Origin of the sequence: Spiroplasma endosymbiont of Stenodema calcarata (genome assembly GCF_964031205.1) — a bacterium.
Classification (GTDB): domain Bacteria; phylum Bacillota_I; class Bacilli_A; order Mycoplasmatales; family Mycoplasmataceae; genus Spiroplasma.
Genome location: NZ_OZ035018.1, coordinates 1,158,905 through 1,176,887 on the forward strand (window position 1 = coordinate 1,158,905; position 17,983 = coordinate 1,176,887).

Below are 17,983 nucleotides of genomic sequence, written 5' to 3' on the forward strand. Positions count from 1 at the left end.
TATAATGTATTAAATTTGCAAAAAATATTCATTTTAATAAAAAAATGCAAAAAATATTCATTTTATTGTAATTTATAAACTTATTTTTTAAAATACATTTAAAAATAGAAAGGTATATAAAAATGAAAATTTTTAATAAAAAATTATTACAATATATTAAAAAGCCAATTAAAAAATGAGAGGAAGCAATTAAAGTAGGTTCCAATCTATTAATTGAAAATAATTATGTCCAAAATGATTTTCCAACAAAAATTATTAAAATTACAAATGATTTAGGACCATATTATATTTTAGCCCCAAAACTAGCCCTGTTACATATTATGCCTGATTCAACAATTTTGAAAACTGGAATAAGTTTTACATATTTTAAGATTCCAGTTGCTTTTCAGGAAGAGAAAAAATATCATATTAAATATTGCTTAGCTCTTTCTGCAGAAGATAATTTTTCACATATTGAATTATTACAACAAATAGCAAAACTGTTTGCAAAAAAAGAATTTTTAACTGATATTAAAAAGTGTTCTTCAACAATTGAACTAATTAATATTGTAAAGAAATATGATAATTAAGGAGGCAAAATGTTAAATTTTTCACAAATGACAAATATTCTAATCAGTGTAATTAGCAAATTAAAAACTGATTTTATAAAAACTTACCTATTACGGGTTAATTTATTTAACTTGTTTTTTAAAAATAGAAATACTATTAGTGATATTATTAGCAGTACAGAAGTTGGTTATATAAATGTAAATAAAAAAATTATTGATTCTTTTGAAAATGAATAAAGAATTTATAATAACTCCCTCTATTTACTGTGCTGATACATCTAATTTTAAAAAAGAAATAAAAAAACTAATTAAAATAGGAATACAATGAATTCATTTTGATGTAATGGACGGACAATTTGTAGAAAATTATGCTTTAGGTCCAAAACAACTTAATGATATTAAAAGACATTGTCCTAATTTAATAATTGATGTCCATATTATGGCTGTTAATATATTAAATAAAATTGCCTTATTTTCAAATGCAGATTATATTACATTTCATTGAAAAAGCATTAAAAATAAGATTGAAGTTTTAAATTTAATTAATGAAATAAAAAAATACAATATTAAAGTTGGGATAGCAATAGACATTAACGAGCAAATTGAGGAAATAAAAGATTTTTTGACAAAAATTGATTTGATTACTCTAATGGCAATAAAGCCTGGTTTTACAGGACAGAGTTTTGACCCTGATGTCTGACATAATATTAAAAAAATTCCCACATTAAAACAACAAAATCCGAATTTATTATTTCAAATTGACGGAGGTATTCGATGAAATAATTTTTATAAAATAATTACGAGTAATATTGATTTAATTGTGGTAGGTTCTATATTATTTTCAGAAAAGAATTATTTTTCTTTCTTAAAAAAATTAAAGAATATAATTTAAGATCTGTCTTTGTATTTAATATCTCAAAAAGAATCTAAGATACTTATTTATTTTAAATAAAAATAAATTATTATATAAAAAATAAACATTTAAAAATCAAACTAGAAGAATGATATTGTGTAATTAACAAGTGTCATTCTTTTTTTATTTTTTATAATTAAAATTTTTATAAATTAAAACTTCATAGAAAATTTTAATAATTATTAATGTCAATTGAAATCAATCAATAAATCTGCTGAAATAAATATTTTTTTGCGCAAGAATATTAATAAGATTTTAGCAGTGCGGATTTCCCAAATTAAATTCAAAGATTAATAATGGACCTCCAACAATTAATATTGGAAAAGTATAAATTAAGAAGAAATAAAATCCTTGATTCTTATTAATATAACCATATAGCCCTCAAATTTATCCCAAACCAATTGGCTCACATAGTAAAAACAATAAAACTAAATTTCATCATTTGTTTCTTATTATTCATTTTATATGTCTTTCTTACTTAAAAAGATGCCACAATTATATTCTTTTTAATTTTGTTTTTTCCGATTTGTTTTTCTCAAAATAGTACTTCAAATAATAGCAATAATAATACTTGCACACAAAACACCAAAAACACTAATTAAAACAATTTTTATCACATTTGTTTTTTTATCATAATTAACAATATTATCAAAACCAAAAACATTGACATTATATTGCCCCTTAATTCCTAGGGAATTTAAAATATTGTCAAATTGATTTGCCGCATTTGCTCGCGCACTTTCTGTCATACCATAATAAACATCAACAGCATGACCCATTTCATGATTTAAACTACAAAAAATATTTGGTGAACTTCATCATCCCATTTTATATTCATTACTAACACCTTTTTGTGAGTTATCATCAAAACCTTTTGCTGAGAAAATAATAAAAGCATAAGCACTTGATGTGATCTGTTGTGTAATCCGATTTTGATAAAAACTATATGCAATATATGCCTCGGTTGCTTGCCCTTGACCTGCCAACGGAGCGTCAGGTGAAAATAAGAATCCAGCTAAAAAATATCTAAAATTGTCCCCAGTTATAAGATACGTAATATTAAACAAATCTAAAAGTTGTTGTTCAAAATCACGAACAGTATTTTCGCCTCATCCATAATAATTTTTCATCGCTGTAACACTATCTTTTAAGAAAATGGTATTTCCCGTTTGATAATCATCAGTTTCATATGTTGTGATTTTTTTTAAATCATCATTTAATTTATCAAATGATTTATAATGCATTTGTTTTGCTTTGCTAATAAAATCATCATATTTTTTCAATGATGTTGTTGAAGCTTTAGTATATGAATCATTCATCATATTTGCTAAACCAGCTGATAAATTATTACCATTAAAATCAATAATATTATTTCGTAAAACATTACCATTAAAATCAATAATATCATTATTAACATCTTCAATACCTTCTGTTTGTCACATTGTTAAACTTGTTCTAAGAGCATTATAAGTATAACTATAACCTCAAAGATTTATATCGGTTGGAATTTCTTGCTGCAATCCAAATCTTGAGCCAAAAGTTCCTTGATATTTCAGATCAACAACATTAGTTCGTTTTGAGGTTAAAGTTATATCATAAACAGCTACTGGAGCTTTTGAATTAGCAACATAGTTATTAATGTAGGCCAAACTATTTTTTAAAGTATTTTCTTTTGCTCCAAAGTTATTACTTTGAAAATATGGATAAATATCTACAAAAAAATTATTTAAGATTTCTCAGCTCTTATTTTTCATAACATCCGGAGTCGTTGTTCATTTTGAATATGATTCCGCAAAAAATTCTTTTCAATTAGTCATTCCATAAATACTAATATTAACAATTGCTGCCATTAACGCTTTTTCAAATTCATCCACATTATCCATAGTTACATTATCTGTATCAACTCTTGATGAATAAATTACATCTTTATTATCAACAATATTTTGTTCTAATGTTTTGACAGTTCTATTCGTACTAATATTGGAAGATTTGTAAATAAAATAACGTAATAAATACCCAGAATAAACATAATTATCAACACCATTTGAATCAGTAGCTGAATATAATTGTTGATGAGGGTTTCTCTGAATAATAAAACTAGTAGCAGGAATTAAAACTGTACTAGTAGAACCAAGTACTAATAAGCTGCTTATTATTGTCTGAATTTTTCGCATTGTATTTTCTCCTTTTAATATTAATTAAAAATTTTATTTTAATTAAAACAATATCATTACTTATTTTAACAAAAAATAAAAAAAAATAAAAAAAAATAAAAACTAACTTATCAAATATTTTCTAATTGTAATAAAGCTGCTTTCATTTCCAAACCCCCACGATAACCACGTAAGGCATTATTTTTCCCAAGGACACGATGACATGGTACAATAATTGTTAATGAATTATTTCCAATTGCTGTGCCAACAGCACGTACTGCTCGCGGATGACCAACCTTTTGTGCAATATCAGAATAAGATGTTGTTGTTCCATAAGGAGTTTTTGCAACTGCCTCTCAAACTTTTTGCTGAAATGGTGTTCCATTAAAATCAAATCGCAAGGTAAACTTTGTTCGCTTTCCTGCCAAGTATTCTGTTAATTGGGTCACTACTTCGGTTGTTTTACCAATTTGATCAGTAATTAATGTAATATTTGGTTCTTTTTTCTTTTGCCAATATTCCAATTCACCAAACCCTTTATGATTTGAACCAATAAAAGTAACTCCTTGATCAGAAACAGCAACATATAAATCTCAATTATTAAGTTTTAAATTAGTATAATATCAATTTATTATTTTTTGGGCAGTCATATTGATTGTACCTTTCTTGTCCTATTTCTTTGATCAAAAAAATAAATGCTTTATCTTTTAAATTAATAAGATTATACGCTTAATTTTATTAAAAACTATCGGCAATTAATAAATTATTAATTTTCATTCTCTTCTTGTTGGTGATTTGCTAATAGTTTTTCATAACCGTCATTAATTTTTCGCATTAATTCTTCACTATCAAAACTTTTATTTAAGTCGGGGTGATATTTTTTAGCTAACTGTCGATAAGCCCGTTTAATATTGCTAACTGAAGCTGCTGGATCTAATCCAAATAATTGATATAATTCTTCTAATTCTGATGGTGTTGAAATTGATTGTTCAAAATTCTCTCATGTTTGTGAATCAAAAAAGGTATTAAAATCAGCTTCTAATTTTTGAATAAACTCTTGATAAATTTTATTAACTAAAGTAAAATGCTCATTCAAAGCAGCTAAAAAAGTTGCTTCCAATTCCGCAAAAATTTGACGATCTTTTCATCGTAAATAAAATTTAATTTTTTGTAAAATAGCAAAACTATATGGAATCAATTGTGTTGCTAACATTTTACGGGTTGATAAAACATATGGTTTTAAAAAATATTCCACAAAGGATTTATCTCATGTTTCTTGGTCATATAAAGTCAGGAACACTTTTGCTAGCGGTTCAATATTATTAGCAATAACTTCCGTTAATAAATTATTTAATTCTTCATTAATTGTTGTAAAATATTCCACAAAAATATCATTTGCAATTGGATCTGTTGTTTTGTTTAAATAATGAATTAATTCCCAATAATCCGACATAAATAATCCTAAATTAAAATCAATTTTATAATCTAAAATTGAAGTATCAACATAACGCGGTAACGGTAATAAATATTTTGCAATTGACGGATCTTCACTAATTATTGTCATCATATGCTCGTAACTTTTATCCGCTTGTTTTTTCCCATTAACGGTATGTTCCTCAGCTTTAAGATGATATTTTGTTTTTCGAAAACAAAATCGAATCAATCCGCCTACTAAAGACAACACAATAAGGATTATAACTATAATTATTCATTCCATCCTAATATTTACTCCTTTCTATAAAAATTTTCCACCACTTTTTTAAATGACATATTTGTTTAAACCCTATTGTTCTTTTTAATAATTTGCTCAATTTCATTCTTAACTGCTAAACTAACAGTCCCAAATGGCATAATTATTGTTTGTAACACGATATTAACATTCTTTAGTTTAAACTTTGTTTTTAATAGTTCGACATCAACTTCCGCTAAATCTTTTACTGTAACACGTAAGCGAGTTAATGTCGCTTTAACAGTAACAATATTTTGAACTGTCCCTAAAATTGTAACTAAGTCATTAATCGAAAAGGATATTTTCTGTTGCGGAACTAAATCCTTTTGTAAATTGAAAATTTTTTTTCAAAAAATCATCATTAAAATAAATAATAACATTAAAATCATTGCTACGACAATAATAATGATATATTCTACTTGCATCCTTAATCATCCCTTCTATTATTACAATGGGCAAATAAAAGTTTCATTTTCGCAATCATATTTAAATTATTTTTTTCATCATAAAATAAGTTTAATGTTTTTTGACTAATTTTTAATTCAATATTAGAATTTAAAATTTCTGATTCATATGTATCAATGACTAAACTTTTTCCTGTTAAGTCTCCTCTTAAACGGACAACTTGTTGCTGATCTAAAATAATAGACGCATTAATTGTTGAAAAAGTGGAATTGGTAACGGGGGCAATTTCTTTTAATTGTCATAACGTTGTCATATTTGCCGCAATAATTGATCCATTAATTGCACGCATATAACCAGTTGACCCTGTTTTTGTTGCAAAAACTAAACCACTGCCACGAAAGTGTTCTAATAAATCATCATTCACATAAATATCGGTACGAATTGTTTTAACATGATCAACAACCTTAGCTTCATTTAAAGCATAGCGAATAATATTATTGTTATACTTAATCTCTAATAAAGGCATTTGATGAATTCGGACTGTATCTTTAATAATTGCATTAATTGCGCGGGGATATGTTGTTTCATCATAATTAGCATAAAACACTAGTGATCCCGATTTAATAACGACAAAACAAACTTCATCAATAATATCTTGAAACTCATTAACAGCACGCAATAAAGTTCCATCGCCACCAACAACAAAAACATATTCTGGATTAATAATGTCTTCTATTAGACCATAGTTCTGTAATGTTTTAGTAATTTTATTAACTAATTTAACTGATTCTTGATAATCATTAGCAATAATTGCATATTTAAACATTGTTATCATCCACCTTCTCTTATTAATTTATTATATTATACCTTTATTTTAAATTGCCAGGGTTAATAATTAAAAAATAGTCAGAAATACTGACTATTTTAACGAGAAAGGGTTAATAATTCAACATCTGTAAACTGTAACAAGTTAGTTCGATTTAAATGATGATTAATTTTATTATCTGGTCAAAAAATATAGGTAAAAGTGAAACCAATATAAGTTAATCCTTGTTTTGTTCGAAATTTATTACACGAACCACGAGAAACTATTTTTAATTCTTTTGTTTTGGCATCGTATAAGAAACTTTGCGGAATATAAAATAATAAGAAATGGGTAATTGAAATCATCACAATTCCTAAAATAAACATTGGTAACCACGCAAATGGTCACATATATTTTACCCCAATAAAATTTGTGTTTCATCCGCCAACATTAAAGCCACCATTATTCCAAGGTTCACCACTATTTGGACCAACAAATAACTGATTAGTTTTAAAAATTCAATCTCAAATTACGGCCACAATTGAAAATAATATTATCCATAATAATTGTCACTTAAATAACAGCCCACTATAAGGACGACCAACCAAACCATATTTATAAACATATAAATAAGCAAAAATAATTAAAGTATGTAAAATAAAGTAATTATAATAGAAAAAATTATCTAAACTTCAATAACCATTAACCGGGGTAATAATTGCTAAGATTGGTAAAATAATTGCTGATGGTGCTACTATTTCAAAAAATTTTCGACTAGGAAAAATTAAAATAAATCCTGATAATAATTGGTGGATACTACACAAATGAAATGGCATCATTTCACTTAAGCCCCGAACTTGTGAGGGACCAACTGGACCCCAAATTCATTCCGTTTTTAAAACAAGCGCTAAATATGCCACTCAAATTACATAAGTTAAAAAATAAGTTGCAATTTGATAAACCCCAATTGAAATTCGGAACCATTTTCAATTGACAGTTTTAGCATAATATTTTTTACAAAAAAATAATGATCCAATAATTAAGACAAAAATAGCAATTCCAACTAATTGGAAAACATAACTATGGCCCTTAAAAAATCACTGAGTATTTCAATCTGCGCCTGGTACATACGACCCGGCGGGATCAAAAAAACCTCACGGTCCATCACTAGAACGAACAAATTTCATATTTTTTCTCCTTTATATAAAAATATTAAATAATTTTGCAATATTATTTTACAACAAAATTAACAATTTTATTTTTAATAACAATTTCCTTAATAATTTCGTGATCAACTAAAAAAGTTTGAACATTATGATTTACTTTTGCTAAAGCTAAGACATCAGCTTCAGAAGTATTAATTGCAACATTTAATGTAGTTCGAAATTTCCCATTAATTTGAACCGCAATTACAGCCTCATTTTTTTCTAAATATTTTTCATCATAACTTGGTCATGTTGATAAAGCAATTGATGATTCTTGTTGCAAAGTAACCCAAATTTCTTCTGCCAAATGTGGTGCAAAAAGACTTAACATTTTAGTAAATCCTTCAAAATATGGTTGATAAATCGGTGCATCATCTTTATAACAAGCATTAATAAAAACCATCAATTGTGAAATAGTAGTATTAAAACTTAATCTTTCAAGCATTTCCGTTCCTTTTTTAACCATACTATGATATGCAAAATCTAATTGATGATTATTAACATTAGTAAAATTATTCTTTTTAACAAGACGATAGACACGATCTAATCATTTCCGCGCTGAATCTAAACCATTAGGATTCCATGGCAATGATGCGTCAATTGGACCCATAAACATTTCATATAACCGTAAGGTATCAGCTCCATGTGATTTAATAATATCATCAGGATTTACAACATTACCCTTTGATTTACTCATTTTTGTGCCATCAGTTCCTAAAATCATTCCTTGGTTAACTAGTTTGTAAAACGGTTCAGAAGTAGGAACTAATTTTTGATCATATAAAAATTTATGCCAAAAACGAGAATATAATAAATGTAAAACAGCATGTTCTTGTCCACCAACATATAAATCAACTGGTAATCATTTCTTTAATAAATCTTGCGCTTTTGAACTTCTTAAATCAAGCATCGCATTATTTTCCATTAAGATATATCCTAAATAATATCAGCAACTACCCGCTCATTGTGGCATTGTATTTGTTTCTCGTCGCCCTTTTTTACCAGTACTATCAACAACTGTTAATCACTCCGTAGCATTCGCCAATGGTGATTCCCCTGTTTGTGATGGCTGAATATTTGTCATTTTTGGTAATTCTAATGGTAACTCTGTTTCATCCACCAAACTAATTGAACCATCTTCTCAATGAATAACTGGAAATGGTTCACCCCAATAACGTTGCCGCGAAAATAATCAATCACGAAGTTTATAAGTAACTTTTGCTGTTGCATGCCCTGTTGATGATAAAACAGTAATTGCTTTTGATATAGCCTCATCAGTAAACAAACCATTTAAAAAATCAGAGTTAATATGTTTCCCATCTTTATGATGTACTTGCTGATGCTGTTCTCCCTCAATAACATAACTAATTGGTAATTGATATTTTAAAGCAAACAAATAATCCCGTTCATCATAGCCCGGAACAGCCATTATTGCTCCTGTTGCATAAAATGGTAATACATAATCAGCAATCCAAATTGGAACAACTTTATTATTAGCCGGATTAATTGCATAGCTACCAATAAACATTCCTGTTTTTTCTTTACTATTATCTTGTCGATCTAAATCACTTTTTGCTTTTGTTGTCGCTAAAAATTCGGTTACTGCGTTTTTATATTCTGGGGCTGTTAATTTTGTTACTAACGGATGCTCTGGTGCTAAGACCAAGTATTCAACACCAAAAATAGTGTCTGCCCGCGTAGTAAAAACTTCAATAATTTCAGAGCTATTTTGGACTGTAAATTTAATTTCAGCTCCAACTGACTTACCAATTCAATTACGTTGTAAATCCTTCACTGATTCAGGTCAATCAACTTCGTCTAATCCTTCTAATAATTTTTCAGCATAAGCCGTGATTTTTAAAACTCATTGTCGCATTGGTTTTTTATAAACGAGATGATGACCACGTTCTGAAACCATTTTTCCATTAACATTTAAAACCTCTTCATTTGCTAAGACTGTTCCTAATTCTGGACACCAATTGACATCAACATCCCGCATCTCTGCCAACCCATTTTGATATAATAATTCAAAAATTAATTGTGTGGTTTTAAAAAACATCGGTGAAGAAGTATTAACTTCTTTATTATAATCATAACCAAACCCAAGGGCTTTTAATTGTTTACGAAAATTAGTAATGTTTTGTAAAGTAAATTCAGCAGGATCATTTCCAGTTTGCAAAGCATATTGTTCAGCTGGTAATCCAAAAGCATCTCATCCAATTGGATGTAGAACATCATATCCCTGCATTTTTCTCATCCGACTAATAACATCTGTTGCAACATACCCTTTTGGATGACCAACGTGCAATCCTGCCCCTGAAGGGTATGGAAACATGTCTAAAATATAAGCTTTTTGATCAGAATTATTTGTTGTTTTAAAAGTTTGCTGCTTTTCTCAATATTCTTGTCATTTTTGCTCAATTGCTTTATGCGAAAATTCCATCTTTATTACTCTTTCCCAATTTTTTCTTTTTAATTATAACATTATTCCCAAAGTTTGCTCGCCATTTAAAGACTATTAATTTAATTTTATTCACGTATAATAAAATTATTACGACAACAAGAAAGTGGAGGAAAAACAATGAGTGTAGAACACGCAGCCCAATTTCGAAAAGCTATTAAAATTTATGATAAAACAAAATCTATTAATGAAAATGATTTAAAAACAATTTTAACTACCGGTGCTTTGGCCCCTAGTTCAAATGGATTAGAACCAGTTAAATTAATTGTTATTAAAGACCCAAAACTAAAAGAACAAGCAGCAATGACCTGCTTTATGGCTGGAAATCATCAGAAAGTAAAAGACGCCCCTGTTTTGGTCTTATTATTGGGAGCAAATAGCACTTATTTAACTTCCGAAGAATTTTTAACCAAACGATTAGGACGACTTTTTACAGGAGAGATATTAACAAAAAATATAAATGGAATAAGTAATTATTTAAAAACTTATCCAAATCTTGATATGTTTTCTGATGAACAAGCCCATATTGTTGCTAGTTTTATGACATTACAAGCAGCCGATTTAAAAATTGGATCAAGTATTATGGGCGGGGTAACCCCAACTCAAGCCATTCCGTTTTTTCAAGAACACAATATTGTTGACACAACAAAATGACATTTAGCTTTAGGCCTTGTTTTTGGGTATTATGATGACAACACACCAGGGACAACTTTTCCGCGCTTACGAATTGCAACCGACGAATTTGTTACAATTTTTTAAAATATAAGAAAATAAATAAATAAGAAGAAAGTTCACATCAAATAATGAAAACATCACTTAAAAATTTTTGAATTATTAGTTTAAGCTGTAATGTTATTTTTCTATTATTACAAATTGCAGCAACAATTCCGCTTATTTTATATAAAAAGGCCTTACATTTAAATTATAGTGATTTATCACAAATTTTCTTTGGAATTTTAATTGTTATAATTCTAATAATGTTTATTTGTAACTGAATTATTACCCGAAATCCATTGCGAAAACTAACCATCACCAAGGAATTAAAACCATGACAAGCAGATTTAGGTTTTAATATTATCACGAAATATTCCCATCTCGAATCTGAATATGATGGTTATGTTTGATATCTAAAGAAAAAAAGTTTTATCCTCCTTGCAACCCTCGGGCTTAATTTTAGTTATGCTTTAATTACCGCTGTTATATTTTCAATTTTAGGATAAGGATAAAAAATATTATTAAAAAATATCTTGATATTTAGTACTTAATATATTAATTAATAGAATATCCCTTTGATTTATCTTTATATAAAAATAAAAATTTGGAAAATACTTCTTATTAGTACTTTCCAAATTAGGTACAGGTTTTATTACTGTTTTATTACTTTATTTTGCAGCTTTTGTGTTTAAGTTATCTCTTTCTTTTTTTGCAGCTTCTTTTCGTGCTAAGGCTTTTGCTGCTTTTTTTTCTGCAATTAAACGACGACGCTTCTTCATTGCCATTGCCATTTTCTGTTCACCTTCTTCTTTTAATCTGTTATTAATTTTTATAAAAACTAAGTTTAACTTAATAATTCTTGTTCAATTTCATTACGAGGCACAAACCCAGTTTTTCGTTTTAATTCATTTCCATTTTGAAATGTAATTAATGTTGGAATTGATAAAATTCCATATTTTTGCGCAAGATCTTGTAATTCATCAACATTAATTTTAATAAAATTAACATCACTACGTTCCTTCGCTAATTCATTAATTACCGGTGCAATCATTTTACATGGTCCACATCAATCAGCATAAAAATCAACTAATGTTAATTTGCTTTCAGCAATTACATTTTCAAACTCATCAACAGTTTTTATTTCCTTTACAGCCATTTTATTCTCTCCTTTACTGAACTTTCTTGCTTTTTTTATCATATCACAAAAGTTCTATTTTTTTAAGAAAAACTGTTGTAAATATTTTGCAGGCCCGTCTTCTCGATTTGATAATGTTACTTCATTAGCCATTGCCTTTAATTCATCAATTGCATTGCTAACAGCGATTCCAATTCCAGCTTGACGAATTAATTCAAAATCATTATAAGAATCACCGAAAGAATAAGTTTGACTAATATCAATACCAATATGATGTGATAAAAACTGTAGTGCACTTCCTTTTGAAATTCCCTTACAAGCAATTTCAAAAACACGATTATTATACTGCGTAATATCTAATTGTGGCAATAGTTGCCGCAGCTCTTGTATCAAGGCTGTGGCAGCATTATCATCTAATGATTGATGGGTAATAACACTAGCATGCGTAATATCTTCAATAATTTCCGTTGGTTTAGTAATAACCTGATATTTAGTTCGCATTATTTTTGATCAATAATAAGAATTTTCACCATGTTCATAAACATAAGTACAATTATTACTGAAGAAATGGACTTTATATTTTCGATAAGTAAAGTTAAAAAGAATATTAATTTCAGCTGTTGTAAAAATCATCATTCACAAAAAACTATTTGTTTTAAATGAATATGCACTTGCTCCATTATTTGCCAAAACATAACCATTATATTTGTGGACTTTTAACTTACGAGCTTGACGAATTGCATCATTCGCTAAGCGCCCTGTCGTAACAACAAAGGGAATTCCTTTTTTTTGGACTGAATTAATTGTTTTTTTCGTTAATTTACTAAAACGATGATTATCTTTTAATAAAGTTCCATCTAAATCTGAAAAAACAGCTTTTTTCATATTCATCCTTCTTTCTAATCAAAAATTGTACAATCAATTATTGAAGTTATATATCAGAAACAATTTTATAGTTTTATTAATTATAGTAAAAAAAACGCAAAATTAAAATATTTTTACAAAATAAAAAACACTTTGAAAAGTGTTATTTTGTTTCTTTTTTATGGTCCGGGTGAAGGGACTTGAACCCCCACGAGTTACCCCGCCAGATCCTAAGTCTGGTGCGTCTGCCAGTTCCGCCACACCCGGGTATGTGATTTTAAAAAAATGGTCTCCTGTAAAGGACTTGAACCTTTGACCCACTGGTTAAAAGCCAGATGCTCTACCTACTGAGCTAACAGGAGAAAGTCAATGGTGCTGGCTAGAAGAATTGAACTCCCAACCTACTGATTACAAGTCAGTTGCTCTACCAGTTGAGCTAAGCCAGCTTATAAATAAAAAATGGTCGGGTGTAACGGACTTGAACCGCTGACCACCTGCTTGTAAGGCAGACGCTCTCCCAACTGAGCTAACACCCGAAAATGGTGACCTGTACGGGGTTTGAACCCGTGAATGCATGCGTGAAAGGCATGTGTGTTAACCACTTCACCAACAGGCCAATAAATATTTACAAAAATTGTCAAAAAAAATAATGGCGCCTAGTGCAGGACTCGAACCTGCGACCGATCGGTTAACAGCCGAGTGCTCTACCGACTGAGCTAACTAGGCATGGCATATTTTTTAGCCTTATTCATTATATACTAAATATCAAAAAACAAGCAACTATTTTTATCCATTTTTTTATTTTATTTTATATAAAATACTAATATCATATCTTGATAAGAGAACTTTATAATAAATGATAACTTTATATTGTTAATTGTTCAATATATTAATTATCTTTTGCTTAATCAATCTATAAGACCGGAATTTCAGAACCAAGATGTTATAGCATCCTTTAATATTAAAATATTAATACTGTGTCAGCATCAATTAATATTTAAAGTATAATAAATGCAAAGTGAAAAAACAAAAATATCAATATTGTTATAATAAAACATTATCATAAACTATTTTTAAAATTATTATATTAGTAAAATACTTATCATATTTTCTCTTATATTTATTATAGTAAATTCAAATAAAATATAACAAAAAAAGTAGTTTTTGTTAAGATATAATTATAAATTAAAAAAATCAACAGAAAGTTTAACATAATGATGGAAAATAAAAAGCAAAAATGATTTATAATTACTCGCCCAATTAATTTTCTAGGAGTAAAAACAATTTGAAAAGATATTAAAGAATTACCGAAATCTTTCAAAATTCTTTTAATTTGTCTTGGAATCATTGTTACCTTATTATCTTTCTTTGAATTAAATCATTTTATTGATCCTTATAATAATCCTTCAATTTTTAGTATTATAAATATTTTAAACACATCTAAGCCATATTTAGGCAATGTTCCAAAGTGAATAGATGCAACCCTTTATTCCTTAAGTGGTTTGGTTAGTTTTACTGGTATTTTAAATGTTTTTTTAATTAGCTTTGGAAAAATGAGTAATTTTTTCTGAGGTTTAATTAATGTTACAACATTTGGTTTATTTGCATTTGATTTTGGCTATACTGGTGATGCACAATTAAATTTATTTTTTTATTTACCTTTTCAATTTATTGGATGATATATTTGACAAAAAACATTAATATTTGATCAGAACTCAGCTTTAAACATCAGAAAATCAAAGTGATGAATTATAACTCTAATTGCTCTAAGTGCATGTGCTATTTTAACAGCTGCATGATACTACGAAATTCCTGCCTTTCATTATGCTATCACTAAAAATGACTATGCTTATTTAAAACAACCAGTCCCCCATATTTTTGATAGTATTACTAATAGTATTGCAATTATTGCTTCAATTTTAATGTTTTTACGATTAAAAGAACAATGAATTTTATGATTAATTTCTAATATTATACAATTTTCAATGTTTGCCGGAGTTAATAGTATTGGTTCTAATCATCCGATATCAATTAACATTAATATGTTAATACAAATGAGTTTCTTTATTATTAATACAGTCATTGGTTTTTTAATTTGAAGCGGTTATTTGAATAAAGAAAAAGTAAAATAATGTTATTACTTTTATTAAATTACTTAATAATACTTTTTATTATTAAATTTTTAACTCCAAATAATAAAATAAATTAAAATTAAATAATATTTTATAACAGTTGTCTATTCCAAAGTGGAGGAGAAGGATCTTATTGAACATAGAAATGAAATATGATTACAAAGATATTTAAAATATAAAACTTAAAATAATTATTATAAAAAGAAAGTAACAAAATAAATTTTGAGTATTTTATTAAAAGTATTTAAAATTTTATATTGAATTAAGAATCTAAATATATCTTAGAAACTATTCTTTTATTAACTAAATATATTTATTTTGGATGGGGTAAGATAAATTGGACAGCAATAATGTAGCGTAAAGATTATAAATAACTTACAGATAGAGATGTAGTTATGGCAAAGAATCATCATACCAATGAATTTAAACAGCAAGTTGTTAGTTTTATAAAATAGGAAAGACACCTGAACAATTTATTTAAGGACTATCAAAACGTTAAATTAACTATTTGAAAATAAATTCATAAGTTTAATAATTCAGGGCCATTTAAGGTAAAAGACAATCGTTTTAATGAAGCAAATAATCTAAATATAAGAATCTTTACACTATATAAAATTTTCCCAAAAACCCTTGTCACTCCAAATTATGTTATTATTTAATTAATAGTTTTGCTGCATCTGTAGTTACAATTTAATAAGAATAAAATATTAATCAAGTGCTTATCTTTATTAAGCAAAACACTGATAATTTGACTTACATTGCGAATATTTAATTAATTATTATTAAGCAATTCTAAATATTGCATAATTTTTTGTAATTTACTATTATTTTTATTGTAAACAAATTTTAATATAATTATTATAAAAGAAGTTAAAATTAAAATAATAGCCATTAATAAAATTATTTTTTCATTTGTAATAATTCCATAAATCATTCAAAATGATGCATAAAAAATTATAAAAATATTAGATAAATATGAAACATCCATTGCTGATTTATAATATAATATCTTAAAAATTTGAGGGAATGCTCTTAACATAACAAATGTATTTGCGACAATTCCCAATATATAATATATCATTTATATGTTTTCTCCTTTTTTTAAAATTAAAATTTCATTTTCAATTTCATCAATATCTAATTTCATTAAATTTCTAATTAATTTATTCTTTGTTCTAATCTTAAATTTTGGTTTTGACCATAATATTTGTAAAATAATTAAAACTAAAGAAAATAATGTTACAAAAATATTTGAAACATATAAAAATATTTCATTATAATGAATTCCATAAATTATTCATAATACTCCGGCAATAAGAGTAAAGAACGTACTGAACATAGATAAATCATTAACATATTTAGTTTTTATTATTTTAAATAATTGTGGAATTAAAAATATAATATCAAAAAAAGTGCCACATCATGCCAAAACAATTATCATTATTTACAATCCTCCTAAATTAATTTTATTTTATTATTTGTTGTTAATTGAATTATGAATTTTTATTGATCTATTTTAAAATCGTCTTGATTAGTTTGACATTGATTTCAATTAACATATGTTGATATCATAGTAACTAAATAGTTTTAGCAAATGTCATGTAATCATTTACTATGCGTATCTATTTTATAAACCAACTTAATGATTTTATTATTTGTTTCAATTCCCCATAAATTTTACTATCATCTATTTTTTTAATAATTAAATTAATCTAAGTCGTGAGCTTAACATTTTCAATTTTTAACTCATCCTCTTTTTAAAAGTATTCATTCGCTGTTTATATCCAAAGCCATTCTATCAACATATATTAATAATCCAGTTCATAATCGTAACTTACTCTAATACTTCTTTTATTCAGAGTATGAATAAAAAAAGTTTATGCCTTAGAACATAAATGTTCCCTATCATTTTATCTATTTTATAAAATTGTAGCTTATGTAATATTTTAAAATTAATAAAAATAATTTTCTTTATTATTAATATAATTATTGGTTTTTTAATTTGAAGGGATTATTTCAATAAGGGAAAAGTTCAATAATATTTCTATTTTTGTTAAATTACTTCTAATAATTTCATTATTAATGTTTTCAAGTCAAGAGCCATTTTTCACGTTTGTTTCATAATATAATCATCATTCACAAAATCAGGATTATCACCAATTGAGTAAACTGTTGCTGTTGATAAACCTGCAACTTTCATTCCACTATGAAATGCCGCAATTACTTCAGGAACAATACTCATTCCAATCATTTCTGCATACGATTTATACATTAATGCCTCACTAGTTGTTTCAAAGATTCCACCAGGATAACCAACATATACTCCCGTTTTTAATTTAATATTGTTTTCATCCGCAATTGTTAACAATAATTCTCGTAATTTATCATCATATAAATTTTGAGGAATTGGTCAACGAATTCCTAATCGTGGATTATTTAATCCCAAAATTGGATTATCGCCAAAAGCATTAATGTGATCTGTTATGGCACATATTTCACCAATTTTTATTGCTTGTGCATTTAAACTAGCTGCCGCATTTGAAGCAATCATTATTTTAACATTTAATAATGATAAGGTATAAATGGGAAAAGCAATTTCACTCATACTATATCCTTCACAGTAATGGTGTCGCCCTTGCATAAAAATAACTTTTTTATTATTATACTCAGCAAATACTAAATTTCCAAAATGATATGGTGCCGTACAAACTGGTCAAAAGGGAATATCACTATATTTAATACTATGATTAATTCTAAATGAATCAATAAGATGATTATAACCCGTTCCAAGAACCATTAAAAACTGATAATCTTTTCAATTGTTTACTTTTTGTTTTATAAAATTAACAGCTGCCGTTAAATTTTTATCATAAACTTCATTATCTAAGCGCATATTGTTGACCTCTTTATTTATATGAT

The 17,983-nt window shown here is 26.9% G+C and carries 19 protein-coding genes and 6 tRNA genes; 6 read left to right on the top strand and 19 right to left on the bottom strand.

Features of this window, described 5'->3' with window-relative positions; all coding sequences use genetic code 4:
* The first annotated feature begins 122 nt into the window (after nucleotides 1–122).
* The 3 genes from ACQH24_RS06260 to ACQH24_RS06270 are packed head-to-tail and all read left to right on the top strand — an operon-like array spanning nucleotide 123 to nucleotide 1,440.
* Nucleotides 123–569, top strand: coding sequence for a PTS sugar transporter subunit IIA (locus ACQH24_RS06260; RefSeq protein WP_425379739.1), 447 nt, complete (start codon nucleotides 123–125; stop codon nucleotides 567–569).
* Nucleotides 570–578: 9 nt separating this feature from the next.
* A complete protein-coding gene (locus ACQH24_RS06265) occupies nucleotides 579–785 on the top strand; it encodes a hypothetical protein (protein WP_425379740.1) in 207 nt (68 codons plus the stop codon).
* Entirely contained in the window at nucleotides 778–1,440 is a 663-nt protein-coding gene (locus ACQH24_RS06270) for a ribulose-phosphate 3-epimerase (RefSeq protein ID WP_425379741.1), read from the top strand. Before ACQH24_RS06265 ends, ACQH24_RS06270 begins: the two co-directional genes overlap by 8 nt.
* 527 nt (nucleotides 1,441–1,967) lie before the next feature.
* Here the strand turns inward: ACQH24_RS06270 and ACQH24_RS06275 are convergent.
* The 7 genes from ACQH24_RS06275 to leuS all read right to left on the bottom strand — a co-directional run bounded on the left by ACQH24_RS06275 (nucleotide 1,968) and on the right by leuS (nucleotide 10,201).
* Nucleotides 1,968–3,635: a hypothetical protein gene (locus ACQH24_RS06275; protein WP_425379742.1), complete on the bottom strand. Its 1,668-nt coding sequence runs from the start codon at nucleotides 3,633–3,635 to the stop codon at nucleotides 1,968–1,970.
* A 107-nt stretch (nucleotides 3,636–3,742) separates the two neighbouring features.
* The gene (locus tag ACQH24_RS06280; protein WP_425379743.1) at nucleotides 3,743–4,264 is read right to left on the bottom strand and encodes a methylated-DNA--[protein]-cysteine S-methyltransferase; all 522 of its coding nucleotides are present in this window, start codon (nucleotides 4,262–4,264) and stop codon (nucleotides 3,743–3,745) included.
* Between the two features lie 116 nt (nucleotides 4,265–4,380).
* Nucleotides 4,381–5,331: a J domain-containing protein gene (locus ACQH24_RS06285; protein WP_425379744.1), complete on the bottom strand. Its 951-nt coding sequence runs from the start codon at nucleotides 5,329–5,331 to the stop codon at nucleotides 4,381–4,383.
* Between the two features lie 59 nt (nucleotides 5,332–5,390).
* Nucleotides 5,391–5,768, bottom strand: a complete 378-nt coding sequence (locus ACQH24_RS06290; RefSeq protein ID WP_425379745.1) for a PTS transporter subunit EIIB — start codon at nucleotides 5,766–5,768, stop codon at nucleotides 5,391–5,393.
* A gap of 2 nt (nucleotides 5,769–5,770) precedes the next feature.
* On the bottom strand, nucleotides 5,771–6,574 hold the full coding sequence (locus tag ACQH24_RS06295; RefSeq protein WP_425379746.1) for an NAD(+)/NADH kinase: 804 nt from the start codon (nucleotides 6,572–6,574) through the stop codon (nucleotides 5,771–5,773).
* A 98-nt stretch (nucleotides 6,575–6,672) separates the two neighbouring features.
* Entirely contained in the window at nucleotides 6,673–7,740 is a 1,068-nt protein-coding gene (locus ACQH24_RS06300) for a hypothetical protein (protein WP_425379747.1), read from the bottom strand.
* Between the two features lie 43 nt (nucleotides 7,741–7,783).
* Complete coding sequence (gene leuS / locus ACQH24_RS06305; RefSeq protein ID WP_425379748.1) at nucleotides 7,784–10,201, bottom strand: leucine--tRNA ligase; 2,418 nt, start codon at nucleotides 10,199–10,201, stop codon at nucleotides 7,784–7,786.
* A 138-nt stretch (nucleotides 10,202–10,339) separates the two neighbouring features.
* On the opposite strand from leuS, the gene ACQH24_RS06310 reads away from it, so the two are divergent.
* On the top strand, nucleotides 10,340–10,978 hold the full coding sequence (locus tag ACQH24_RS06310) for a nitroreductase family protein (RefSeq protein ID WP_425379749.1): 639 nt from the start codon (nucleotides 10,340–10,342) through the stop codon (nucleotides 10,976–10,978).
* A gap of 44 nt (nucleotides 10,979–11,022) precedes the next feature.
* Complete coding sequence (locus ACQH24_RS06315) at nucleotides 11,023–11,439, top strand: hypothetical protein (protein WP_425379750.1); 417 nt, start codon at nucleotides 11,023–11,025, stop codon at nucleotides 11,437–11,439.
* A gap of 162 nt (nucleotides 11,440–11,601) precedes the next feature.
* Here the strand turns inward: ACQH24_RS06315 and ACQH24_RS06320 are convergent, their stop codons facing one another.
* From ACQH24_RS06320 to ACQH24_RS06360, 9 genes are all read right to left on the bottom strand, one after another.
* The gene (locus ACQH24_RS06320) at nucleotides 11,602–11,724 is read right to left on the bottom strand and encodes a hypothetical protein (RefSeq protein WP_425379751.1); all 123 of its coding nucleotides are present in this window, start codon (nucleotides 11,722–11,724) and stop codon (nucleotides 11,602–11,604) included.
* Between the two features lie 53 nt (nucleotides 11,725–11,777).
* Nucleotides 11,778–12,089 carry a thioredoxin gene (gene trxA / locus ACQH24_RS06325; RefSeq protein ID WP_425379752.1) on the bottom strand — a complete coding sequence of 104 codons (312 nt, stop codon included), beginning with the start codon at nucleotides 12,087–12,089 and terminating at the stop codon, nucleotides 11,778–11,780.
* Nucleotides 12,090–12,143: 54 nt separating this feature from the next.
* On the bottom strand, nucleotides 12,144–12,953 hold the full coding sequence (locus tag ACQH24_RS06330) for a Cof-type HAD-IIB family hydrolase (protein WP_425379753.1): 810 nt from the start codon (nucleotides 12,951–12,953) through the stop codon (nucleotides 12,144–12,146).
* Nucleotides 12,954–13,114: 161 nt separating this feature from the next.
* A tRNA-Leu gene (locus ACQH24_RS06335) sits at nucleotides 13,115–13,199 on the bottom strand.
* 19 nt (nucleotides 13,200–13,218) lie between these two features.
* Nucleotides 13,219–13,294: transfer RNA gene (locus ACQH24_RS06340), tRNA-Lys, on the bottom strand.
* Between the two features lie 8 nt (nucleotides 13,295–13,302).
* Nucleotides 13,303–13,378: transfer RNA gene (locus tag ACQH24_RS06345), tRNA-Thr, on the bottom strand.
* Nucleotides 13,379–13,392: 14 nt separating this feature from the next.
* Nucleotides 13,393–13,468, bottom strand: a tRNA-Val gene (locus ACQH24_RS06350).
* A 4-nt stretch (nucleotides 13,469–13,472) separates the two neighbouring features.
* Nucleotides 13,473–13,548 (bottom strand) — tRNA-Glu (locus tag ACQH24_RS06355).
* Between the two features lie 34 nt (nucleotides 13,549–13,582).
* Nucleotides 13,583–13,658 (bottom strand) — tRNA-Asn (locus tag ACQH24_RS06360).
* Between the two features lie 488 nt (nucleotides 13,659–14,146).
* On the opposite strand from ACQH24_RS06360, the gene pnuC reads away from it, so the two are divergent.
* Nucleotides 14,147–15,064, top strand: coding sequence for a nicotinamide riboside transporter PnuC (gene pnuC, locus ACQH24_RS06365; RefSeq protein ID WP_425379754.1), 918 nt, complete (start codon nucleotides 14,147–14,149; stop codon nucleotides 15,062–15,064).
* A gap of 772 nt (nucleotides 15,065–15,836) precedes the next feature.
* Here pnuC and ACQH24_RS06370 read toward each other — a convergent pair.
* From ACQH24_RS06370 to ACQH24_RS06380, 3 genes are all read right to left on the bottom strand, one after another.
* The gene (locus ACQH24_RS06370; protein ID WP_425379755.1) at nucleotides 15,837–16,145 is read right to left on the bottom strand and encodes a hypothetical protein; all 309 of its coding nucleotides are present in this window, start codon (nucleotides 16,143–16,145) and stop codon (nucleotides 15,837–15,839) included.
* Entirely contained in the window at nucleotides 16,146–16,505 is a 360-nt protein-coding gene (locus ACQH24_RS06375; RefSeq protein ID WP_425379756.1) for a SemiSWEET family transporter, read from the bottom strand. It abuts the gene before it with no gap.
* Nucleotides 16,506–17,117: 612 nt separating this feature from the next.
* A complete protein-coding gene (locus tag ACQH24_RS06380) occupies nucleotides 17,118–17,957 on the bottom strand; it encodes a purine-nucleoside phosphorylase (protein WP_425379757.1) in 840 nt (279 codons plus the stop codon).
* Nucleotides 17,958–17,983 lie beyond the last annotated feature (26 nt).